The sequence below is a fragment of the Ferruginibacter paludis genome, from assembly GCF_030409685.1.
GTDB classification, from domain to species: Bacteria; Bacteroidota; Bacteroidia; order Chitinophagales; family Chitinophagaceae; genus Ferruginibacter; species Ferruginibacter paludis.
Window position 1 is genome coordinate 22,182 of sequence record NZ_JAUFQJ010000001.1, and the last position, 25,833, is coordinate 48,014.

Annotated in this window: 14 protein-coding genes; 13 read left to right on the top strand and 1 reads right to left on the bottom strand. The window is 37.5% G+C overall.

Annotated features, from left to right (window positions below; genetic code table 11):
• Positions 1 to 168 precede the first annotated feature (168 nt).
• Positions 169 to 993 carry a c-type cytochrome gene (locus tag QWZ08_RS00130; protein WP_290335115.1) on the top strand — a complete coding sequence of 275 codons (825 nt, stop codon included), beginning with the start codon at positions 169 to 171 and terminating at the stop codon, positions 991 to 993.
• A 483-nt stretch (positions 994 to 1,476) separates the two neighbouring features.
• Here QWZ08_RS00130 and QWZ08_RS00135 read toward each other — a convergent pair whose 3' ends face one another.
• Positions 1,477 to 2,145: an HAD family hydrolase gene (locus tag QWZ08_RS00135; protein ID WP_290335116.1), complete on the bottom strand. Its 669-nt coding sequence runs from the start codon at positions 2,143 to 2,145 to the stop codon at positions 1,477 to 1,479.
• A 366-nt stretch (positions 2,146 to 2,511) separates the two neighbouring features.
• Here QWZ08_RS00135 and QWZ08_RS00140 point away from each other — a divergent pair, with 366 nt between their 5' ends.
• From QWZ08_RS00140 to QWZ08_RS00195, 12 genes are all read left to right on the top strand, one after another.
• On the top strand, positions 2,512 to 6,048 hold the full coding sequence (locus QWZ08_RS00140) for a SusC/RagA family TonB-linked outer membrane protein (RefSeq protein ID WP_290335117.1): 3,537 nt from the start codon (positions 2,512 to 2,514) through the stop codon (positions 6,046 to 6,048).
• Between the two features lie 26 nt (positions 6,049 to 6,074).
• On the top strand, positions 6,075 to 7,895 hold the full coding sequence (locus tag QWZ08_RS00145) for a RagB/SusD family nutrient uptake outer membrane protein (protein WP_290335118.1): 1,821 nt from the start codon (positions 6,075 to 6,077) through the stop codon (positions 7,893 to 7,895).
• Between the two features lie 64 nt (positions 7,896 to 7,959).
• Positions 7,960 to 9,393 carry an APC family permease gene (locus QWZ08_RS00150; RefSeq protein WP_290335119.1) on the top strand — a complete coding sequence of 478 codons (1,434 nt, stop codon included), beginning with the start codon at positions 7,960 to 7,962 and terminating at the stop codon, positions 9,391 to 9,393.
• A gap of 141 nt (positions 9,394 to 9,534) precedes the next feature.
• Complete coding sequence (locus tag QWZ08_RS00155) at positions 9,535 to 10,719, top strand: DegT/DnrJ/EryC1/StrS family aminotransferase (RefSeq protein ID WP_290335120.1); 1,185 nt, start codon at positions 9,535 to 9,537, stop codon at positions 10,717 to 10,719.
• Positions 10,720 to 10,746: 27 nt separating this feature from the next.
• On the top strand, positions 10,747 to 11,886 hold the full coding sequence (locus QWZ08_RS00160) for a Gfo/Idh/MocA family protein (protein WP_290335121.1): 1,140 nt from the start codon (positions 10,747 to 10,749) through the stop codon (positions 11,884 to 11,886).
• A gap of 64 nt (positions 11,887 to 11,950) precedes the next feature.
• Positions 11,951 to 13,486: a glycoside hydrolase family 30 protein gene (locus QWZ08_RS00165; protein ID WP_290335122.1), complete on the top strand. Its 1,536-nt coding sequence runs from the start codon at positions 11,951 to 11,953 to the stop codon at positions 13,484 to 13,486.
• Positions 13,487 to 13,922: 436 nt separating this feature from the next.
• The gene (locus QWZ08_RS00170) at positions 13,923 to 14,966 is read left to right on the top strand and encodes a FecR family protein (protein ID WP_290335123.1); all 1,044 of its coding nucleotides are present in this window, start codon (positions 13,923 to 13,925) and stop codon (positions 14,964 to 14,966) included.
• Positions 14,967 to 15,081: 115 nt separating this feature from the next.
• Positions 15,082 to 18,462: a SusC/RagA family TonB-linked outer membrane protein gene (locus tag QWZ08_RS00175; protein ID WP_290335124.1), complete on the top strand. Its 3,381-nt coding sequence runs from the start codon at positions 15,082 to 15,084 to the stop codon at positions 18,460 to 18,462.
• Between the two features lie 67 nt (positions 18,463 to 18,529).
• Positions 18,530 to 20,113, top strand: a complete 1,584-nt coding sequence (locus tag QWZ08_RS00180) for a SusD/RagB family nutrient-binding outer membrane lipoprotein (RefSeq protein ID WP_290335125.1) — start codon at positions 18,530 to 18,532, stop codon at positions 20,111 to 20,113.
• 119 nt (positions 20,114 to 20,232) lie between these two features.
• Positions 20,233 to 23,277, top strand: coding sequence for a PVC-type heme-binding CxxCH protein (locus QWZ08_RS00185; protein WP_290335126.1), 3,045 nt, complete (start codon positions 20,233 to 20,235; stop codon positions 23,275 to 23,277).
• A gap of 87 nt (positions 23,278 to 23,364) precedes the next feature.
• On the top strand, positions 23,365 to 24,786 hold the full coding sequence (locus tag QWZ08_RS00190; RefSeq protein WP_290335127.1) for a neutral/alkaline non-lysosomal ceramidase N-terminal domain-containing protein: 1,422 nt from the start codon (positions 23,365 to 23,367) through the stop codon (positions 24,784 to 24,786).
• Positions 24,787 to 24,842: 56 nt separating this feature from the next.
• Positions 24,843 to 25,712 carry a polysaccharide deacetylase family protein gene (locus QWZ08_RS00195; protein WP_290335129.1) on the top strand — a complete coding sequence of 290 codons (870 nt, stop codon included), beginning with the start codon at positions 24,843 to 24,845 and terminating at the stop codon, positions 25,710 to 25,712.
• Positions 25,713 to 25,833 lie beyond the last annotated feature (121 nt).

The following is a 25,833-nucleotide window of genomic DNA, read 5'->3' on the forward strand; positions in this document are numbered from 1 at the left end:
AACGGTCTGCCGATGATATTATTGTGTATTGCAACAGTCAGGAAGAAGCCGAACAGTTTATATCTTCTATAAGCACAGCAGGGATTGTTTTAGTAGTATAAAAAAACAATCTATTTATGAATTATCAATTTGCAGGGGAACACGCTGTCCCTTGAATTGCTTCAAAAAGTGGCTGCCAACGGAGATAATCCAATGCTATCGGCCCATGCTTTAACTCTGTTGGAAAAGTACAATACGATTGAAAATGTACAATCAATGGCGGCCTTAGCAAATACTTTACTGAATAAAAATGATTCTGTTATCAATATTTACCTGGCAACTTCGCTTGGCCCTTGGGTTAAGGTATCAAGTGGGATTTTTTTGCCTATACTTGCGAAAATCTCTCAAATCTATCGAGGTACTGCTATTTACCAGGAAGCTGTGACAAGCAGTTTGAACGGAATTGAAGAAAAATTCCAGGCACTTTTAAATAACCCAATCCTTAGCAAGACCACCAATGGACTAATAGACTCAGTATTAAGTAGTACCATTAAAAATAGGAACGATGGAAAAATGAATTCAATCTTCGTAAATGAGAGAGTTCCAAATGATGCAAGAACAAATGGATTACTTATTTTTAGTACTACATGCTCTACTTGTCATGGCACCGCTGGTGAAGGTATTGAAAATATAGGACCTCCGCTAAAAGGCTCCCAATATGTGGAAGGCCCCTCAGAAAGGTTGGCGACTATCATTTTAAACGGCTTAGAAGGGCCTGTACATGTTAACGGCGTGCTTTATAAATTTAATGGTAGCATGCCTAATTTTGGAAATAACTATACAGATAGCCAAATAGAAGATATGATTAAGTATTTACATAATGCCTTTGTGTCAAAACCTACAGATGCCATAAATGCTACTAAAATAAAAGAACTTAGAAATAAGAAGCCTGGAACGCTGACAGAAAAAGAATTGTCAGCAATGACTTATAAGATAGAATTAAAAAGAAAATAAGAACGGCCGAGGAAATACAAAGGCCACTGAGGTGCATTTTCAAATTTATTTTGCTTCAGGTACAGCAATTAGGAATACGCTAGTTTTTAATTGTATGAAAAGCAATTGTTTTTGAATTTTAGATAAGAGTTGACCAGTATAAGATGAAAACGAGCGGTAAAGGACACCTACGGCGAGCCACCCAAGTTAGTGGCAATTTAAAATGCATACTAACTTGGAAAACCAAGGGTGTTGTCCCCCTTGGTCATGCAGAATTAAACGTAAAAATGAATCGCGGATCGAGGTCAGAATTGCTTGAATTTCCAAAATCAATACTGGGACCATGCATATAATTTATTCAACTCAAGAACAGGTTAATCACATCACAAAATGGAGTAATGGAGAAATTAATCATCCGAAAACTTAGTTTGATTTAGAAGTTACTTCGTACAAAAAATAAAAAGAAAAACAATCAAAGATTATTAAAATTTGAAAAAGGTTTATTTATTGTAAATGACTATTTTGAATTATTTGGGGGATAAGAGTAGGCAGATGAGCCATATCTGTAAATACAGTTACTCCTTCTGGCAGGTTTGATTTATCTTCCAATGCAGATCTGTACAATAATACTTTCATTCCTGCAGACAGTGATGCTTGTACACCGGGATTACTGTCTTCAATAACTATGCATTGGTCAGGAGTAAAGTTCATTTCTTTCGCAGCGTGAAGAAAGACATCCGGAAAAGGTTTTCCTCTTTGTACTTGCAAGGAACTGTATATATGGGTAAAGTATTTTTTCAATCTGGTTACTTCTAAGGAAAGCAGAATTTTTTCAGGTTCACTTCCTGATGCAACACACTTGGGATAAGAAAGCGTGGCGAGCGCCTCTTTTATATGTGGAATTGGTTGAAGCGTATTTCTAATTTCTTCATTGGTCAAAAGCGAAAGTGTTTCAACAAAATTATCGGAAACCCTTCTTTTAAAAGTTAATTCCATATGTGCAATACAATCTCGGGTTGAAATGCCATGAAAATGTTTATAAGCATAGGCTTCATCTACATCAAAGCCTTCTTTCTTTAAACATTGAATAATAGTTCTGTTGGCTAATGGCTCACTGTCTACCAAAACGCCATCGCAATCAAAAATGAGTAGCGTCTTATTGTTTTTTTTCATCAAATAGTTTATCTCTTATTGCTTCTATAATAAAAATAAAAGAAAATAAATTTAGCAACCTGGCAAACATTACAAGTAAGGGTATTATTTATTTAATTCTGCAATTCTTTATATAGTTGTATAAAAAATTACTGATTATAGTTCCAGGTTTTTCTTCATCAATACTACATATTTATTTTTAAATAAAATTTTTATTTGATGGGGTAAAAATCTTTTTTCGTGGCTCTTAATAGAAATACAATAGTAAAGAGAAATTGATCATGCACAATTTTCCTTCACTTGCTTATGGGATGATCGATGTCCTGTTGGTTATTATAAACGCATTGCCTATTACATAAATTTTAATTACTAACTAACACTTGTCTTATGATGAAAATTAAGTTAATTGCCTGGGTACTGTTACCGCTTATTTTGTCTGCAACCCAGCATAGCGGATATGCCCAAACTACCTCTTCGGCTGCTCAAACACAGGGAAATGAAACCATGTCTCTTACCAGTGCTTTAAAAAAGGTAAGTGATGTATTTAACACACAGTTTGTGTATGAAAAATCTTTGTTGGAAGGGAAAACCATGGTTTATAAAGGAGAGGCTACAAAAGATAAGCCGATAGAAGAAGTATTGAAAAGTATTCTTTACCCTAATGGCTTTATATTTCTATATGTGAAGGAAAATTATTACAGCATAGTAGCTCAAAAACAGTTTATTGAAAATGGAAGCTCGCCAGGAGGGGTGGCAACAAATCAGCAGAGTGTTACTACTAAAGCAGTTTATACTTACACAGCGGCTGTAAAAAATACGGTAAATGATAAAATTATTAAAGGGAAAGTAATAAATAGTACCGGAAATCCTATTGAAAAAGTAAGTGTAAATTTGAAAGGTTCTAATGCAGGCACTACTACCGATGTTAATGGTGAATATACTATTAATGTACCTGATAATGGAACGTTAGTATTTAGTTATATTGGATATGCTACACAAGAAATTGCAATCAGTGGAAAAAGCATTGTGAATGTAAGACTATCAGAAGAGTTAAAGTTATTAAATGAAGTTGTGGTTGCTACAGGATATTCTAATCAACGGAAAAAGGACATTACTGGTTCAGTAGCAGTGGTGGATATGAATGCCTTGAAATCCATTCCAACAGGTTCTGCTGAACAGGCACTTCAAGGACAAGCTGCCGGGGTAACTGTAATTAGCTCCGGAGCACCTGGTGGTCGTAATGATATTTTTATCCGTGGTGTAACTTCATTTGGAAATTCACAACCTTTAATTATTGTGGATGGCGTACAAGGTAGCTTAACGGATCTTAATATAAATGATATAGCGTCTATGCAGGTCTTAAAAGATGCAGGGGCTGCTTCAATATATGGCGTACGGGGTTCCAACGGCGTAATTATAATTACCACAAAAAAAGGAAAGTCAGGTCAGCCAACTCTATCCTTAGATTCTTATTATGGTAATCAATCTCCTGCCAAAGGCAATGTATTTAATTTATTAAATTCTCAGGATTATGCTACACTTTTTAAACAAGTAAATCCCGGGACTATATTATTTGCAAATGGGCTTCCCGATTACACATATGCAGGTCCTTCAAACGCAGGTACGGCTATGGAAGGAGACCCTGCAGTCAATCCTGTAAATTATAATTTTGATGCCTCCAACCCGGAAAATGATTACCTGATTCAAAGAATAAATAAGTCTGGTACTGATTGGTTTCACGAAATTTTTAAACCAGCACCGATGCAGAGCCATACTATTACAGGTAGTGGTGGAACTGATAAATCTAATTACTTGTTTTCTCTTGGTTATTTAGATCAGAAGGGAACATTAATAAATACTTATTTAAAAAGATATTCAGCCCGTGTTAATACTGAGCTTAAAATAAATAAGAATATTAAGATAGGAGAAAATGTGTATTTATTTTACAAGCAAAACCCGGGCTTCAGTAATCAACAGGAAGGCAATGCCGTTTCTTTAGCATTTCGAACCCTGCCCATCATTCCTGTTTATGATATAAAAGGAAATTATGGTGGTACCTGGTTAGGGCCTGACTTGGGAACGGTAGAAAATGCAGTAGCGGTTCAGCAACGCACTGCAAATAACAAAAATAATTCATGGGATGTAATAGGTAATGTATATGCGGAAGTTAGTTTCCTTAAGCACTTTACTGCCCGTAGCAGTTTTGGCGGTACTGTTGATCACCAGAGCAGCCATAATTTTACTTTTAATGCTTACAATGACAAGCAGGGCCACACCAGTCAGAATAGTTATAATGAAAATGCATTTTTTAATAGTAGTTATACCTGGACGAATGCCATAAATTACATTAATACATTTGGTAAACACAGCATTAAATTGTTAGCAGGTTCTGAAGCTGTAAAAAATTACGGAGAGGCATTAGGAGGCAGTTCCAACGGTTTTTTCTCCACAAATCCTAATTACCTTTTTTTAAATAATGGCACAAGTAATGTTACGAATTATAGTAACTCTTATGTCAATTCGCTGTTTTCTGTTTTCAGCCATTTAGATTATTCTTTTAAAGATAAATATTTATTGGGGGCCACAGTACGAAGGGATGGATCTTCTGTATTTGGCGCTGACAAACGATATGGCATATTCCCTTCCTTTTCGCTGGGATGGAGGGTATCCAATGAAGGCTTCATGAAAAATGTAACTTTTATAAATGATTTAAAAGTTAGAGGGAGTTACGGAATCTTAGGTGCACAAGCTAACGTAAGTGCTTCAAATGCCTTTACCTTGTTCAGTTCAGGATTTGGCACTTCCTATTATGATATAACCGGCTCCGGCTCAACGAGACAAGGATTTTTTCAGTCAAGAAATGGCAACCCTAACACAAAATGGGAGCAGGATGTGATTTCAAACGTGGGAATTGATGCCACTATTCTTAATTCCAAAGTAAATATTTCAGTTGAGTGGTATAAAAAATCTGTTAACGGCTTATTGTTTCCCCAACCATTGCCTGCAACTACTGGTAATGCTGATCCTCCAACCATAAACGTAGGTGATATTCAAAATAAAGGATGGGATTTCTCTGCGAACTATCATGGTACTATAACCAATGATTTTAAATTTAATGTGGGTTTAAACGTTACTACCTATAAGAATCTAGTAGTTAAAATTCCTGATCCCGGCTACTTTGATGTTTCCAGTTCCCGTATTGGTAATTTGGTTAGAAATCAGGTAGGACATCCGGTAGGCTCTTTCTATGGATATGAAGTGGTAGGCTTATTCCAGGATGCTTCCGATGTGGCTAAATCTCCAACGCAAACAGATGCCGCACCCGGACGTTTCAGGTACAAGGATTTAAATGGGGATGGTCAAATTACACCCGAAGACCGTACTTTCTTTGGAAATCCTAACCCTGACTTTACGTATGGTCTGAACCTCAATGTAACTTATAAGGGATTTGATTTATCAACTATATTCTACGGTTCTCAGGGAAATGATGCCATTAATTTTGTACGTTATTATACTGATTTCTTTGGTACATCTGAAGGAAAAGGGAAAAGTAACGTTTTAAAGAATGCATGGTCTCCTCAGAACCTCAATTCTAAAACTCCTATAGCAGAATATGCAAGCACATTCAGCACGAATGGAGTTTTCAATTCTTATTATAAAGAAAATGGTTCATTCCTTAAATTAAGATCTTTAATACTGGGATATAGTATTAATCCAGTAATATTAAAAAGATATAACATTAGCAAGTTCAGGTTATACCTACAGGCTGCTAATTTATTTACTATCACTAAATATACCGGATTGGATCCAGAACTTACTGGAAGCCTGGGAGGTAATCAAGCCAGTTCAGCTTTTGGGGTAGATTATGGTAATTATCCAAATAACCAGAAAAATTTTCTGTTGGGGGTAAATGTTACATTTTAACAGTATTCTTTTAAATTAAAAAAATTATGAAACAATCAAATTATAAATTTATAATTGCTATCTGCCTGACTTGCCTGGTATTATTATATGCCTGTAAAAAATCGTATCTTGAAAAACAACCTTTAGGTTCGCTTAGTGAAACTACCCTGGCAAATAAAGCGGGAGTTGAAGGTTTATTAATTGGAGCTTATTCCTTGCTAGATGGAGTAGGGCAAAGTGGCACCGGAGATCCTTTCTATACACCAGTAAGTAATTGGGTACTGGGTGGAATAGCATCGGATGATGCGCATAAAGGCTCAGAATATGGCGATATATCGGAATACCAGCAAATTGAAAATTATACAGTAACGCCGGTTATCCTTCCTTTTAATGAAAAATGGATAGCGCTATATGCCGGTGTACAACGTGCCAATGATGTATTAAGAATACTGGCTACAGTTACAGATGGTTCTATATCAGATGAAGAAGCAAAACAAATTACCTCAGAAGCAAGATTTTTACGCGCTGTCTATCATTTTGAAGCTGCTAAAATATGGAGAAATGTTCCCTATGTAGATGAAACGATAAGTTTTGCCAATAATAATTATAATGTTCCCAATACAGTACCTATATGGCCTAAAATAGAAGAGGATCTTCAGTTTGCAGCAATAAACTTAAAAGATACCAAAAGTGAGATTGCACGTGCAAACAGTTGGGCGGCGAAAGCATTTTTGGCAAAAGCCTATATGTTTCAACAAAAATTTACCGAAGCAAAGACTTTGCTGACGGATATTGTAGCGAATGGAATAACATCATCGGGTACAAAATATGCGCTGACTAAAAAATTCGCTGACAACTTCAACCCTTCCCAAAAAAATAATTCGGAGGCAGTATTTTCTGTTCAGATGACAGTACATGATAATGCCAATGGCGCTAATGGTAATGCCGGTGATGTACTGAATTTTGGTAGTGGCGGACCTGCAACCTGTTGCGGATTTTATCAACCTTCTTTCAGTCTTGTAAATTCTTTTAAAACAGATCCGGTTGCAGGTTTGCCTTTACTTGATACCTGGAATGATTCAGACGTAAAAAATGATCAAGGTATAGCAAGCGATGCTCCCTTTACACCTTATACAGGAACCTTGGACCCCAGGCTGGATTATACAGCAGGAAGAAGAGGTATTCCATACCTTGATTGGGGGGTGATGCCGGGAAGGATATGGATTGTTTCACAGGATGCTATGGGACCATATGTTTCTGTTAAAAATGTTTATTATAAAGCAGACCAGGCATCAACAAGTGATACTTATAATGGTTGGGCCGTAAACCAGGTTACTTCTAACAATTATGTAATGATTCGTTTTGCAGATGTTTTATTATGGGCAGCAGAATGTGAAGTAGAGGCGGGTAGCCTTTCTCAGGCGGAAAAGTATGTAAATATGGTTAGAGAACGTGCAGCCAATCCTGAAGGCTGGGTACATTCATATGTAGATAACAACGATCCTTCAAAAGGATTTACCAATGCCCCCGCTGCCAATTATAAGATAGGCCTTTATACCGGACAATTTGCTGCGCAAGGTCAGAGCTATGCCCGTAAAGCCGTCCGTTTTGAAAGAAAAATTGAATTGGCAATGGAAGGTCACAGGTTTTTCGATCTGCAACGGTATGATAGCGGCACGGGGTATATGACAGATGTGTTAAATAGTTATATACAGCATGAAACTCATATTCCGGGGTACAATTTCCAGTATATGAACGGCGCAACCTTTACTAAGGGAAAAAATGAATTATACCCTATCCCCCAAGTTCAAATTGATCTAAGTATGCAAAATGGCGTTGGTACATTGAAACAGAACCCCGGCTATTAACATTGAAATCAATATCTATGTCCTTGAGTAAAATCATCAATAAATTAAAATAATAAGAGTTCCGTTGAAAAATAAAAATGAATACGCTGTCAGGAAAAAGAAGGCTTCTTTAGGGACCGACAAAGAAATCGCCCCGGTCGTTAAATTGCGCAGGGTACTGTCGCTCAGTGATCTTATCATTTATGGTATTATATTAATTCAACCGGTTGCTGCTTTGCCGTTATTTGGTCATGCTAACGATATATCTAGGGGGCATGCTGTTACCTCCATTCTCATTGCAATGGTAGCAATGATTTTTACTGCAGTGAGTTACGGGCGAATGGCGAACAGATTTCCAGAAGCAGGGTCTGCTTATACTTATGTAGGCAAGAGTTTGCACCCATATCTAGGGTTTGTTGCCGGTTGGTCAATGTTTCTTGACTATCTGTTTATACCGATCATTTGTGTGATCTTTACCAGCATTACTGCAAACCATCTCCTGCCTTTCATTCCCTATTATTTTTGGATATTATTTTTTACAGCCGGCTTTACTTTACTCAATTTAAATGGTATTAAGCTGGCATCCAAAGCCAATTGGATTTTGATGATTATTATGAGTGTGGTAGTGTTTTATTTTATGGCAGCCGCCATTCGGTACATTTTTATAAAAAATGGAATTGGTGGCCTATTTTCTTCACGCCCCTTTTATAATCCGGATTCTTTTTCTTTGGGATCTTTAGGTCCTGCGACAGCATTGGCTGCCTTGACTTATATCGGGTTTGATGGCTTAACGACTTTATCTGAAGAAGTGAAAAATCCCAGGCGAAATGTGCTATTAGCTGCAGTGATAACTTGCCTGATCACAGGTATCTGGAGTGGTGCCCAGATATATCTTGCACAAGTGTCCTGGCCGGACTGGGCTTCCTTTACACAAGGATTATCAGATGAAGCGGCACGGAACAACGCATTGGATACAGCAATTATGTCAGTGGCAAATCGTGTTGGTGGTACTGTGTTGGATGCCTCTTTATCATTTATCCTGCTTCTCGGTAGTGTCGGATCCGGAGTAACAGGTCAAATCGGTGCATCCAGGCTTTTGTATGGCATGGGAAGGGATAGTGTGATCCCTAAAAAATTTTTTGGGCATTTGGATAAAAAACATTCCGGCCCCAATTATAATGTGATGATTGTTGGAGCGCTGGCTTTACTTGGAGCCATTTTGTTGAATTATGAAGAGTGTGCACGCCTGATTAATTTCGGGGCTTTTTTTGCATTCATGGGTGTAAATATTTCGTCGATACGTGAATACTATTTCAAGCCCAAAGAAAAATCAATAAAAAGCTTTTTGCTGAATTTCCTTCCTTCCTTTATTGGCTTTCTGATTTGCCTGATTATCTGGCTTAATTTGCCTTTAATGACATTTATTATAGGGGGAAGCTGGATGCTGATAGGGATTCTTTATTTGGCTATCCGCACAAAAGGTTTTCGGAAAAGAACTATTATGATCGATTTTTCTTAGATGTGCCAGACTTATGGGTGGATTGTTGTTTTGATGTGCTGATATACCTTGGTTGCAAGTTTTTTTTTGATTGAAAGCTGGGATTATAAATGAATAAATGGTTATCAATATATTTTAATTAAACTAAAAAAGGAGGTTATTATGCCAGGTCCGGGCGCTTATTGGTTTGGAAAAGAAGAAAGGGAAGCAGTAATGGAAGTTATGCAAAGTGGGTATCTTTTTCGTTATGGAAGCGAAAATGATCCGAAATTTCTTCATAAAGTCTATACTTTAGAAAAAGAATTTGCCAATTATTGTGGGGCAAATTTTGCATTGGCAACATCATCAGGAACATCATCATTACTTGCTTCATTAGTGGCTTTAGGTCTTAAAGCCGGCGATGAAATTATTGTTCCTGCATATACATTTGTTGCCAGTTATTCTTCAGTTATTTTTCTTGGAATTGTTCCGGTGTTGGCCGAAATTGATGAAAGCCTGACACTTGATCCGGATGATATTGAAAAACGAATTACTTCCCGCACAAAAGCAATTATGCCTGTACATATGTTGGGTAATCCCTGCAATATGGATAGAATCATGGCTGTTGCTAAAAAACATAATTTATTGGTATTGGAAGATTGTTGTCAGGCCGCAGGTGCATCGTACTATGGAGAAAAAGTTGGTACTATAGGTAATATGGGCGCTTTCTCTCTTAATATGTTCAAAACCATAAACAGCGGTGATGGCGGTTTGGTTGTAACTAATGATAAAGCACTTTATGCAACGGCCTTTGCGATACACGATCAGGGCCATAGCCCAAGCAGGTTAGGTGTTGAAGTCGGTGCCCGCAGCGTGCTTGGATTAAACTTTCGTATGAATGAACTTACTGCTGCTGTAGGTCTTGCTCAATTAGGTAAACTTGATAAAATTGTAGCTACGCTTCGTGAAAAAAGAAACCAACTAAAAAGCCTGATTTCTAAGGCTGAAGGTTTTAAATTCAGAACATTAAACGATCCCGAAGGAGATTGTGCTACGCTTTGTACAGTTATTTTTGATACCAAAGAGAAGGCTGCAAAAGTTTCAAATGCATTGGGATCAAAAACGATAGATCAAAGCGGATGGCATGTATATGCTAATATGGAGCATATTTTAAATTACCTGAAACAAGTTGGACAACCCCATACAAAAGGATCATATCCAAAAACAGATGATATTCTTAGCCGTGCCATGAATATTAGTGTGGGGGTGGTAGATGGAGGTTTAGGAGCAGGATGGGGTATCAATATTAATTCAACTGATGTTGAAATTGAAACTGCTGCAAAGCAGTTCCTTGCGGCCTGTCAATAGGTTTATCTTTTTTAATTTAAATGGAATATGAACAAGAAAGAAATTAGAGTTGCCCTGATCGGGCGTAAGTTTATGGGCATTGCTCATTCCAATGCGTTCCGAAATGCAACTATGTGGACTGATATACCTGCCAAAATAACGATGAAGTGTTTATGCGCTGAAGATAGCATAGAGAATTTACGGGTATTTGCAGATAAGTATGGTTGGGAAAGCTGTGAACCTAACTGGCGCAAAGTAGTTACACGAGATGATATTGACCTCATTATTATTGCAACACCAAATTATTTGCATAAAGAAATAGCTATTGAGGCAGCCAAAAACGGTAAGCATATATTATGCGAAAAACCGATGGCTAACAATTTAAGCGAAGCCAGGGAGATGCTTGAAGCCGTTGAAAAAGCTGGAGTAAAACATTGCTGCGGTTTTTCCTATCGTTTTACACCATCCCTGGCCTTAGCACGACAATTGGTTCAGGAGGGAAGAATAGGTCGGATTTATCATGTATTTGTCAGGTATGCACAGGACTGGATAGCCGATCCAAACTTCGGTATGGTATGGCGTTTTGATAAAAAAATTGCAGGATCGGGCCCCTTGGGCGATTTAAGTGCTCACTCAATAGATGCTACCCGTTTTGTTACAGGTTTAACTTTTAAAGAAGTAATAGGCAACCTGCAATCATTAATTAAAGAAAGACCTTTGGACAGTAACAATATAAGCGGTCCGAAAGGGAAAGTTACGGTAGATGATGTGGCACAATTTCTCGTCAATTTTGAAGGTGGTGCCACCGGTTGTTATGAATCAACACGCCTGGCTACCGGTCGAAAAAACTATAACACGATAGAAGTGAATGGTGAAAAAGGCTCTATAGTCTGGAATTTTGAAGATCAGAATTACCTCTTGTTTTATGATAACGATCTGTCACCAAAGGAAGCTGGTTTTCGAAAAATAAATGTTACGCATGATGTGCATCCATACAAAGGCGGTTGGTGGCCACAGGGCCATGGTATTGGCTATGCTGACTTGTTTACAATTGAAGTAGCAGAATTTGTCCGTTCTATTGTTGAAGATACGCCGTTTACCCCCTCTTTTCAAGATGGTGTAAAATGCCAGGAAATATTGGAAGCTATTGAATTATCAGCTGTCAATCGGGTTTGGAAAGGTGTTTGATTGTTTTAACATCTAATTTTTTATAGTTTAATCAGCGTTTTCCTTATTATGTTAAAATCATGATATGTATTATCACAAATGTATTTCGTTTATTCTGACCGGATTTTTTTTAGGAGCAAGCACCCAGTTCGCTACTGCTCAAAATAAAAGAGAAAGTAATAAAAAAAGTAATAAAATTATTAAACAAGTGCCATCGAAAGGGCCCACTGTTAATGTTTACACTTCATCGATGGCGGGTGACCGGTTTGCTAGAAAAGCCGATGTACAATTTACTATAAATACCGATTCAGGTGAACCGGCAATAGCAATAGATGAAAGAACTGTTTTTCAAAAGATAGAAGGGTTCGGTGCCACCTTTAATGAAGCAGGAATGATTAGTATTCGCTCCCTGACTTCTAAAGACCAAAACCATGTATTTAAATCTTTATTTGATTCCGTGCAAGGCGCAGGATTTACTATGATGAAGTCACCCATTGCAGCCTGCGATTTTGCCTCGGCCGGCCAATGGTATTCCTATAATGAAACCAGGGACGATACCTTGATGAAGCACTTTACTATTAAAAGAGATTTAGCACCTGATGGATTGATCACCTTTATCAGGAAGGCCAAAAAATTCGGCAACTTTCAAATTGAATCTCCGATGGATTTTGCACCAGATTGGATGTATTACAGTTTGAAAGCGGGTGAAAAGCATATCAAACCTCAATATTATCCTGCATTGGCCAGGTATTACTCCAAATACATTCAGGACTATGCTGCCAAGGGAGTGACTATTAATTACCTTAACCTGTTTAATGAAGCCAATAATAAATGGTATTCGAATGTGACCTATAAAGAGATTGGTAAGATGATAAAAGACTTTGTTGCACCGCAATTAGTAGCAGATGGTCTGACAACAAAGATTCAGTTTGGTGAGAGTTCCAACAGGCCGGAAGCCATAGAAAAATTTCCTGCCGGTCTGGATGATGCTGAAGTTCGGAAATATGTTAATTCTCTTACAGTGCATGGGTATGACTGGGATAAACTTTCTACTCTCACTGACTTACACAATAAGTATCCCGAATTTCCCATATGGCAAACTGAGGTTTGTTATGCGTATGGACCCGATGTTAATAATGTTCCTCCAGGTGGCCCTACTAAATTACCTGTATATGGATTTGAAGATGGAGAATTTTGGGGGAATATGATTGTTAATGATATGAAAAATTGGGTATCAGCCTGGATATATTGGAATATGGTTTTGGATGAAAACGGTGGGCCATGGTTAATTTCAACAGAGCACGGGGATCCTGATAAAAACGCTCAGCAACCGGTCGTGATCATAAACAGAAATACTAAAAAGGTTTCATATACTGGATTATATTATTACCTGGCACATTTCAGCAGGTTTGTAAGGCCGGGAGCTTTCCGGATAAATTGCACAGGAGGCAGCTCTAAGCTAAATTTTGTAGGGTTTAAAAATAGCGACGGCACTATAGTATTGAATGTAATCAACAATGACGAAGCAAGTGATTGTAACATAGTATGGAATAATAAAGTGATAACACAAAAACTTCAGCCCCATTCTATAACAACCTTCAAATGGAAAAACAGTGAATAAAATGCATTTTTCCTTCAAAGAAAATAATTCGTTCCAGGGTAAATTTAAATGAGAAATTGAATCATTTAATTTATACTAAGGCAAACACCTTTACAGGTATTAGAATCGAGTTGCCGATGTGATTTTATTGGGCCGTATTACTGGATTTATAATAATGCCCTCACTAGTGTCCCGTAAAATTTTATTATTAATCAATATAATTGAATGATAGGGCGAGTTTTTACATAAAATTCACGGTGACGATTTGAAATTGATTTTTTATGAAAAGTAAAAATTACCCAAACCTCTAGCTTGAAAATCTTTAAGCTTTTTCGTTTTTTATCAGTTTCAAAATTTAACGGGACGCTAGTGTAATGCCCTATAAAAATTTAATTTTTTACTAATGGGGTAAAAAACATTTCTTCAGACTCTTTATAATAATCAAAGTAACTATAGAATGGATTATACAGAATTTTCAACAACTGATTTGATATGTGATGAATATTTCCAGAATTGGGTGATCAAACCAGATAGGGAAACAGATGAATTTTGGAGCAGTTGGGTATTGCAACATCCGGAGAGAAGTCAGATAATTGAGGAAGCAAAGAATGTTTTATTGCACATAAAATTTAAAGAACATTTGCCTACTCTGGAAGAGATGCAAAATTCACTGGCTTCAACACTTTCTATTATAAACAAATTAGGAGAGCTACGGGAAAATAGAAAAGTTAAAATAGTTCAACTATTGGGGGTAAATAAAATATTAAAAATAGCGGCCATTTTTATTGCTGCTTCTTTAACAGGGGGTATAGTTTATTACACTTATTGGAATGCAAAGACTACCATTTCAGCAATGTATGGTGAAACAAAAAAGGTTGTTTTACCTGACGGTTCACAGGTGGTGCTAAATGCACATTCAACAATCTCCTATTTTACTCATGTCCGAAAGAATAGGCCACGGCAAATTTGGTTGGAAGGTGAAGCATTTTTTAAAATTAACCATATTAATAAAGATGAAAATGACATTAAAGAATCAGAACGTTTTATTGTGTCGACCAATGACCTGGTTGTAAAAGTTTTGGGGACTTCGTTTGATGTAAAACGAAGGAATCAAATTACAGAGGTAATATTAGAGACTGGAAAAATCATGGTAGAATTTAATAATAAATTTCAAGCATCTGTTAATATGCTTCCAGGACAAATGATAACTTATGATAACAGTAGTCCACCTTTGCTAAAGTCTGTTGACCCGGCTAATTATACAACATGGATCAATAAAAAACTTGTTTTAAAAGATGCTTCCGTTACTGAAATTGCTCAATATATTCAGGATTACTATGGCTATAAAGTCATACTCCAAGATACTGCTATTGGAAACAAAAAGATGGAAGGAATATTATTGCTGAATGATATGAAAGATGTATTGTTTGTTTTGTCCAATACGCTAAACGTAAAAATTGAAAAACAAGGAAATACACTGATTTTTAAAAATAGAAAATAAGGTTATGTGTAAAGAATCAGTGAATAGAAGTTTGAAACTTTAATCAATATTTTATATGGTTAGTTTATAATCACATCTATTGTAATATAATTTTTTAACTATTAACAATTGTCTTATGATGAAAATTAAGTTAACTGCTTGGGTGCTTATTTCTCTTATTCTAACTGGTGCTCCACGAACCGGATATACCCAGAGCACTTATTCCCCCTCGCAAAAACAAAAAAGTGAAATCATCTCGCTTGACAATGCTTTAAAAAAGTTAAGCGACGTCTTTAACACCCAGTTTGTGTATGAAAAGTCTTTATTGGATGGTAAAAATACGCTTTATAAAGAAGAGACTATAAAAGGTAAGACAGTTGAAGAGGTATTGAAAAATATTCTTTATCCCAATAACTTAGTTTTTTTGTATGTAAAAAAGAATTATTACAGCATAGCAGCTAAAGACCAGTTTAATGATGGAGAAAGAGCGCATAGTGACGTTAGTTACACTGCTTTAACAGAATCAAATGGGGCAATGCGTGATCAAATTATTGAAGGTAAAGTAACTGATAGGACAGGAAAGGCTATGACAGGAGTGACTGTGAACCTCAAAGGTACAACATTAGGCACCAGCACAAACGGGGAAGGCCAGTACACGATTCATGTTGCTAGTTCAAATGGGATTTTAGTATTTAGCTATATTGGATTTGCCACTCAGGAAATACCCGTTAACGGGCAAAGCATAATAAATGTTCAAATGTTAACTAAAGAAAGTGAATTACAAACTGTTGTTGTCTCAGCTTTAGGTATTGCAAAAAATGTCAAAAGCATAACCTATGCTACCCAGGGCATTTCCGGAGAAGAAGTGAACAAGGTGAAAGATCCGAATTTTATGAATACTTTGGCGGGCAAAGCAGCCGGTGTTGTCATTACAAAAGGCGGAGGTGGCCCAGGCAGCTCCTCAAGGATAATACTCCGTGGTAACAAATCTATTCTAGGGAGTAATTCTCCTTTGTATGTTATTGACGGCGTTCCCATGAATAACGCTACCGGCAGCCAAACCGGCAGCTTATATGGAGCTTTTGATGGTGGCGATGCGATCTCTAATATAAATGCAGAAGATATTCAAGGTGTCCAGATATTACAAGGAGCATCTGCTGCTGCTTTATATGGCAGCCAGGCTGCCAACGGGGTAATATTGATTACTACAAAAAAGGGAAGAAAAGGCGTGGCTAAAGTTGACTATTCGTCTACAGCTATTTTTGAAAGTCCTATTGGATTACCTCAACTACAAACTAAATACGGCCAAAGTGACCCAAATCTTAACGATAGCTGGGGCCCGAAAATTACCAATGGTAGTGACAGGCATCTGAAGGAATTCTTCCAAACTGGTTCGAACTATATAAATGCAGTTTCTGTTTCGAATGGCAATGACCTTGGCCAGTTTTATTTGTCTTATGCGAATACCCAAGTTAAAGGAATTGTTCCCGAAAACGATCTTAATAAACATAACATTACATTAAGAGGCACCACACAACTACTAAATAATAGGCTATCCCTAGATGCGTCTGTAAATTATATTAATCAGAAAGTATACAACCGTCCGCAGGCTGGATTCAACTTTAATCCTATTTTCCCGCTTTATTCTTTCCCTACCGGCGACGACTGGTCAAAATACAGTGGCAACAATTATGAAATATGGAGCCCGGTAAGACAAATGTACGTTCAAAACTGGCCTTATATACGAAATGAGACCCTTAATAGTCAAAATCCATATTGGATTCAAAAGAGAGACCAAAATGACCTTTTTCGTGATCGTACTATATCATCCATTATGGCTAAATACAAAATTTTTGATTGGTTGAATATTCAAGCAAGAACTACATATGATAGAGTTGAAGACAGTTATGAACAACGAGTGAGTGCTTCGACTGATGCAATTGAAGCTGGCATCAACGGAGGATATACAACAAATAGGTCTAATAATAATCAACTGTATAGTGATTTGTTGTTGATGGGGAATAAAAATATAACTAAAGATATTTCTTTTTCAGGTACTTTGGGTTTAAGCAATACCCAAAATAATTATTCCGGAATAAGTTTGTCAAGTACAAATGCCACTTCGTTATCCTATCCCAATTACTTTTCAGTTTATGCTTTAAATGGACAATTCAATAAATCAGAATCGAAAACAAAGATCTTAAATCAGGCAGCTTTTGGTAATCTGACATTTGGTTACAAAGAGAAATTATTCCTGGATGTAACCGGCAGAAACGAATGGAGTTCTACGGTAGCACAACCGTTTTTTTATCCTTCAGTAGGACTGTCTTATGTATTATTGAATAACAGAGGAAATACGGGCGCTTTATCATTTGCTAAATTAAGGGGATCTTATGCTCAGGTAGGTAATAGTTTGCCTTTTGGCGTCGCAAGCTTTGCACCACCCTATTCATTGGATAATGGAGGTAATATTAACGGAAGAAATGCCTTGCCTTTTTTTAATGGTACAGATACGCTTAAGCTAAAACCCGAACGTACAAAGTCTTATGAGATTGGAGCTGATCTAAGATTCTTTCATGATAAGTTGAGCTTAAATCTCACCTATTATAACGCCACTACCTATGATCAGGTTTTTCAGATACAGGCACCAGCGGGTGCTGGAGCTGCCAATTTCTGGATAAACGGAGGTACTATTTTAAATAAAGGAATAGAGGCGATTTTGAGTTACAATACCGCATTGGGTAAGGTAAAATGGACAACTACGGTAACTTTCGCCCGGAATAAAAACCAGATAAGGGAGTTGAGCAATCTTTTGAAAGCGGATCGATTTGTTTTAACAGATTATAACGATACAAGGTTGGTTGCCCTTTTTCTAACCCGGCCAGTAAATGGTAAATATGGATCATATGGCGATATGTTTGGTAAAGTATATCAAAAAGAACAAAACGGTAAGTTTTTGACTGATAGTACCGGTTTACCACTATTATCTGCGACAGCTGATCACTATATTGGGAATGCAAATCCTAATTTTCTAGCAGGCTTAAACAATACTTTTACTTTTAAAAATGTTTCCCTCTCTTTTTTGATTGATGGACGATTTGGAGGAGGTGTAGCTTCGGCAACTGAACGGTGGTTGGATTATAAAGGATTATCAAAAAGAACGGGTATTGCCAGGGATAATGGTGGAGTTATGGTGAACGGAAAATTAATCGATACAAAGGATTATTATTATAATCAAACGGGTGCAGGTAGTCAGGGTGCTGTTTCAGAATACTTTTTTGACGCCACCAATATTCGTTTACGAGAGTTGTCACTAGGATACACCTTACCTAAATTTAGTCATGTGGTTAAGGAACTAACCTTTTCTTTAGTTGGAAGGAATTTATTCTTTTTTTATAAAAAGGCACCATTTGATCCCGAAGTAAGCATTAACGCGTCTAACAGTTTACAAGGAATTGAAGCTTATAATCTTCCTTCAACTAGCTCTTATGGCATTTCTTTAAGGGCCACATTGTAATTTTTAAAAATTATGTACTTCCATTAAAACTAAAGCAGTGCAATTATTTATTTTAAATAATATTAATATGAAAAATTTTATAAATAAAAATGTTAGCTGTAAACTTATATCATTTATCAGTCTTTTATCCTTATTATCTATTTCATGTACTAAATTACCGAATACGGATGAAAAATTGATTACCGATCAGATGCTAGAACAAGACGCTAATGCGGGAGGTTTTCTGTTGCCTGGTATGATGAAGAATATTTTGCAGGTAGATGAACCCTGGAACTATGAATTTCAGCAGAACCTGAATGCTGATTATTATAGCGGCTATATGATGCTTCCCCAACCATACTTTGCCGGCATAAATAATTCTTCCTATTTTATGATTGACAGTTGGAATTCAGGGATATGGTCTGTTCCTGCTACCCGGGTTTTAGACCAATGGGTAGTAATGAAGAAAAAGGGTTTTGATGTCAAATATCCTGACTTATATGCTATCGCATTAATCTTGAAAACTTTCGCAGGACATAGGCTTGTGGATACTTTTGGACCTATTCCTTACTCTCAATATGGCACTTCTAGTGACGCTAAGTTTGATTCAGAGGAAGAAGCATACAATTTGTTTTTTTCTGATTTGAAGCAGGCTGTGGCAGCTTTAAAAAAAGCAGAAGATGCTGATCCAAATGCCGATCAGATTCGTTTTGCCAAATTTGATAAATCGCAGTATGGCGGAGATTATGCAAAATGGATAAAGTTGGCAAATACACTTAGGCTTCGTCTTGCTATGCGTCTTTCTTATATAAATTCTGTAAAAGCTCAGGCAGAAGCAGAGGCCGCTGTTAACGATGTAGTGCTTTCTGATGCAGATGGTTCTTTCAGTATAACTGCCAGTAACGGTCACCCTTTGGCAACCATTACGTCTTCATGGCAGGAAACAAGGCTAGGTGCACCTGTAGAAACTATTTTAGGAGGTTATAATGATCCCCGATTATCAAAATATGCTTTGCCAGCGACAGATCCGGCTCTTAATAATAAAATCAAGGGAATGAGGCAAGGAATCTCCTTTCCTTCTAATGATGCTTATGTTGGGTTTTCGATGGTTAACTTTGCTGGCAATCCCCCGGTAAAACTGATGGATGTATCGGAAAGCTATTTTTTAAGGGCAGAAGGCGCATTAAGAGGTTGGAACATGGGAGGTACTGCAAAAGACTTTTATGAACAGGGTATTAAGGCCTCTTTTAAGGCGAATGCTGTTGGAGGTGAGGATGCTTATCTAAATAATAATACCAATACCCCAGTTGCTTATGTTGACCCAAAAAATTCAGCAAACAATGCTCCCCCTTTATCATCAATAACCATCAAATGGGAAGAAGGTGCTACCATTGAGCAAAAACTTGAACGTATAATTACTCAAAAATGGATTGCTTTATACCCGGATGGTCAAGAAGCCTGGTCAGAGTTCAGAAGAACAGGTTATCCGAAACTTTACCCGGTTATGGTCAATAATAGCAACGGAGATATTCCCAATGGACAATTTATCAAGCGTATAATTTACCCTACTTCAATTACCAATGCCAGTGGTGCTGCTACAGCCGAAGCTGTTAGTAAATACCTTCATGGACAAGATAAATTGTTTACGAAAATTTGGTGGGATATACGTTAAAGGTGGAAATAGGTGACTGTGAATTAATATCTCTTAAATAGATGTATACGCCAGATTTGAAATAAATATGAGTCATATTTCTATAATCATATAATATAAATTAACAACAATAAAATTACATGAAAATGAGTCTCCCTAGCCAAATAAACCGATATTCCACTATATTATTTATTTTAATTATGGCTGGTTGTCATAACAATTCCAAGAATTCTAATATTAAATCGGAAGCTACTAATTCGGGGGTACGAGTAGAGGATGCGCTTTCTACATTTGAACTAGAGCCAGGCTTCAAGATTGAATTACTTGCGGCAGAACCGTTGATTTCTGACCCTGTTGATATGGAGATTGATGAATACGGTCGACTTTATGTGGTTGAAATGCATGGATATCCGCTAGACAAAAGTGGTACTGGAGTAATAAAACTGTTATCTGACACCAATGGTGATGGTCGTATGGATAAGAGTGTAATTTTTGCGGAAGGATTAACATTGCCAAACAGCATCATGCGTTGGAAAAAAGGGATATTGGTAACAGATGCACCAAATGTCTTGTACTTTGAAGATACTAATGGTGATGGTAAAGCAGATATCAAGGACACAATGCTCACCGGTTTTGCATTATCTAATCCTCAACATAACCTTAATAGCCCCGTATTAGGGATCGATAATTGGATTTACCTGGGGCATGAGGGGGCAGTTACGACACAAACATATAAAAAAGAATTTGGCGATCTGGGTAGTGAAATTTATTTTCCAGACCAACCAAATAGTCCTCGTCTTGCGAAAAATGCAAGTGGCCGTTCCGTACGATTTCGTCCCGATGAACACTTAATAGAAACATCATCAAGTAATACCCAATTTGGCCATACATTTGATCAATGGGGTAATCATTTTCTTGTGAGTAATTCGAACCATATATTTCAGGAAGTCATCGCAGCTCCTTATCTAAAACGAAACCCCAGTTTAATTCTTTCCGATGCTACCCAGTCACTTTCCGATCACAGCGATGCTGCCGAAGTGTTTCCTATTACTAAAAATCCAGAACGTCAATTATTGACGGATGTAGGAGTAATAACTTCAGCTTGCGGAATAACAGATTACTTAGGAGGTGCTTTTCCAGCACCTTTTGACAATGCTTCTTTCGTCGCAGAGCCGGTTAGTAACTTGGTTCATGTGGATAAACTAACTGACAAAGGTGCCAGTTTTGTAGCCAGCCGTATTCATCCTAACAAAGAGTTTCTCGCTTCCACGGATGCTTGGTTTCGACCTGTAAATATGTATGTCGGACCAGATGGAGCGTTGTATGTGGTAGATTATTATCGCCAGATTATCGAACATCCTGAATGGATGGGGGAAGATGTGGTCAAGTCGGGCAAACTCTATAATGGTCATGACATGGGACGGATATATCGTATAACACCAACTAATACAAAAACTGCAGATTGGACAAAAGGCCTAAAGCTAGGTGATGCAAATGGCGAACAACTAGTAGAGCAATTATCCAATCCAAATATATGGTGGAGGTTAAATGCTCAGCGTTTATTGGTAGACAGAAAAGATAAAACTACACTGCCATTATTAGAGAAGATGGTTCAAAATTCTACTTCTCCTTTGGGACGGTTACATGCTCTTTGGACTTTAGAAGGTGTTCACGAACTAAAATCTGAACTGATTGAATTTGCATTAAAAGATATTGTGCCAGGAGTCAGAGAAAACGCCATTAAATTAGCTGAACTTCATTTGACTACTGCACCTAATTTATCAAAAGCCTTGTTCCCATTGCAGGATGATGCTGACGCCAAAGTACGGTTTCAATTGCTGTGTACTCTTGGCTCTATAACTACGCCCGAAGCTTTAAAGGTCAGAAATAAACTTTTATTCAAAGATATCGATGACCAATGGGTTCAGGTGGCAGCTTTGTCAGGTTCTTCCTCTCAAACCGCATCTCTATTGAATGTAGTGCTGGATAGTTTTCATAAAGAGGTCCCGGCTTATGTTTCGCTGGTGCAGCGGTTAGGGGCTATGATTGGCGGAAGTGAAAAACCTATTGTTGTGCACCAGCTAATTCAAAAAGCTACTACAGGCCAACAAGCTGAATGGCAGGCACCATTGCTGGAAGGCCTGGCACAAGGATTTAAATCACAGAAAACACCTGCTGCTTTTAATGGAGAACAGGATATACTTATTAAAACATTTTTTGAAAATTCTTCAGCTAATTTACGCAATGCTTCTTTTGACCTGTTAAAAGTAATGGGTATGAAAAATGAGACTTCAAAAAATGAAGCCATAAAAAAAGCTGTATCCATTATAGTTGATGAGCACCAACTTGAAGAGAAAAGAGTAGAAGCTATAAATTTTTTAGCACTTGGAAATCCAGCTCCCTATTCGGATCTTCTTAAAAAATTAATTTCTCCACGTGAACAATCTTCTATTCAGGTAGCTTCTTTACGCACGTTGAGTGCCATACCTGATACTACTGTTTCTCAATACTTGTTGCAACGATGGACTAATTTAACCCCGGAAATACAGGATGCAGCCATGAATACTTTTTTAGTCAACGATGATAGAATCGCGATGTTATTAGATGCTATTGAAGCGGGCAAGGTCCAGCCAGCTAGTGTAGGCTGGCGCCGAAGTGTAAGGCTAATGGCCCAATCTAACATGAAATTACGTGGTAAAGCTAGAATGCTGCTCACTAAAAGCGAAGAGGATAGGGTAAAGGTCAACAAAGATTATCAACAATCTCTTTCTATGAAAGGAGACACGTCAAAGGGGAAAAATGTATTTCTGTTAAACTGTGCCCTTTGTCACCAAATAAGAGGGGGTATGGGTTTAAGTTTCGGGCCTGATTTAGGTACAATTCATAATTGGTCAGCCGACGCTATTATGGCAAATATTCTGGCGCCTAACTTATCTATATCAAGTGGATATGATCTTTGGGCGGTTGAACTAAAAAATGGAGAATCTATTCAGGGGATCATCTCAAACGAAACAGCCACTGCAATAAAATTGAAAAACTCTGGAACTGAAGCAAGAACAATTAACAGAACCGATATTAAGTCATTAAAAGCACTAAATATGTCGGCGATGACAACTGGTTTAGAAAAACAAATCAATCAACAGCAAATGGCTGATCTACTGGCTTACTTAAGAGAAAACAAATAATTTTTCAAATTCGGTTTTTCACTGGAGAGAATTAAACACTACTCTTTACTAAAAAAATACTAATAATTTAATCATAATCGGATAGTTATGGAAATAAATAGAAAACTAAATAAACATAGTTATCGTAACAGTGGTTTGTTATCAGGTAATCTTCTCAGGTATTCAATATTGGGGATTTTAATGCTTGTTGGCGAGTTGCTATTTCCGCAACAAACAAGCTCCTCTTTAAATGTAACAAATGGCAGGTTTAGAGCTGCGGTAGTTAAAATTGATATTACACCTGATGATTCCAAGATGTTGTTAGGTTATCAGGCCCGGAAATCAATGGGGATTCATGACCATATCTATCATAAGATTGTAGCCTTGGATGATGGCACTACCCAATTCTTTCTGGTATCAACCGATATATGTCTGATCTCCCCCTCTGAATGTGATAACGTAGCAGTGCAGGTGAAGCGGCAATTAGGAGTCAATCCCTCCAATCTGTGGTGGACGGTAACTCATACCCACTCTGCTCCTGAAGTAGGAGTTCCGGGACTGCTCGGTATTTTCCTTGGTGAACGTTATCATCACAATGTCGATTCAATTTATACAGCTTCAGTAGAACAGAAATTGATTGAGGGTATTAAGGAGGCCCGAAACAAACTTGCACCAGCTCGCTTTGGTGTAGGTTGGGGATTTTCTCAGGCGAATATCAACAGGCGTGCTATTGATATTGATGGCAAAGCTTCCCTTGGACTCAACCCAGACGGAGTTGTTGACCGGCGCATCGGGCTTTTGCGTATTGAAAAGGAGGATGGAAGTCCCCTCGCTTTAATTGCTAATTACCCAATGCATGGGACCGTTTTAGGTGGAGAAAATCTGGAAATTAGCGGAGATGCACCTGGAATTGTTTCAGAATATGTGGAGCAGCAGTGTGGCGTACCAGTCCTATTTATTAATGGTGCCGCAGGAAATTTGGCCCCAATTTACAGTGTATACCCGAATCCTCAAGCAGGACATTTAGGACAATTCCGTGTGCTGTTAGGTGACAGAATTATTGAAGCAAACCGCAAGATTACTTCTACAACAGATCAGGTAAAGTTATTGTCTGGTTCGTTGATAATAGAAACGCCAAGAAAGCCCAGTTTAACAAACTGGCCCTCGGATCTTGGTAATTATACACGGACGACAAATACTGGTATTAAGATGGTCCGGCTGCCTGTCCGTTTCTTAAAAATCAATGAAGATGTTGCATTATGGAGTGCGCCGCTTGAGTTGTTTTGTGATATTTCTAATGAAATAAGGGATCGGTCTCCTTTTCCCTACACTTTTTATTTTGGGTATAGCAATGGGTGGCTGGGTTATTTGCCAACAGGATCAGCTTGGGAACAGGGTGGATATGAAACAACTGTTTCTCCATATACACCTGCTGCAGCAAAGGATCTGACAGAGTCAGTGACTGGTTATCTTCAAGGTGAAATGAGAAGCAATCCTCCTATTCGGGCAAAAGACCGGAGTCACAATTAAAGAATTACGATATAAAAATCTACATCCTGTTCTTCCATATCTTAATTATTATTTTTATGAAATTGAATACTCAGATCTTAGCATTAAATATTAAACGTAACAAAAGAGGAACTAATGTTTTTCCTCAGTTGCTGATTTTTGTCTTTGTATTTCTTTTGAGCGAGGTTACAAATGCACAGCTGGATTCTGCTGTTTTCTCTTGGCCGGAAGGTAAACAGGCAGCCGTAAGTTTAAGTTTTGATGATGCCCGCGAGAGCCAGGTAATAGTGGGTACGAACTTACTTGATTTGTATGACATAAAAGCTACTTTTTTTGTTCAACCTTCCTCAGTCATAAAACGTTTGGAAGGTTGGAAAAAGGCAGTTGCGAACGGTCATGAAATCGGGAACCACTCTCTTACCCACCCTTGTACCGGAAATTTTTCCTGGTCTCGAAAAAATGCGTTAGAAGATTATACGCTTAAGAATATGCGGACTGAGTTAATGGAATGTAATAAACTTATTGAAGAGTTGTTGCACGTAAAAGCGGAAGTCTTTGCTTATCCATGTGGACAAAAATTTGTGGGAAAGGGTGCGAACACCAAGAGCTATGTTCCGCTTGTATCAAAAATGTTTCTTTTGGGTAGGGGCTGGATGGATGAAGCCGCCAATGATCCATCGTATTGTAACTTTGCTCAGCTAACCGGAGTTGAAATGGATGGTAAAAATTTTGATCAGATTCTCCCTCTTTTGGAAGATGCCAGGAAAAATGGAAACTGGTTGGTGCTTGCAGGCCATGAAATGGGGGATTCAGGCGAGCAAACAACCCGTCTCGCCATGTTAAAACAACTAGCAGAATATGTACAAAATCCTGCTAATGGAATATGGATTGCACCTATGGGAACCGTTGCCAAATATATTCAAAAACAAAAGAAAGAAAAGCCATAAAGAGATTTAAATTTATAGATGGCCTTATAGGATATAAATGCTAAATTGAAATTCAGCATTTATATATCATTAACATGTTGGTAACGATATCAATTTATAAAATTAGGTTTAATTTTAAATA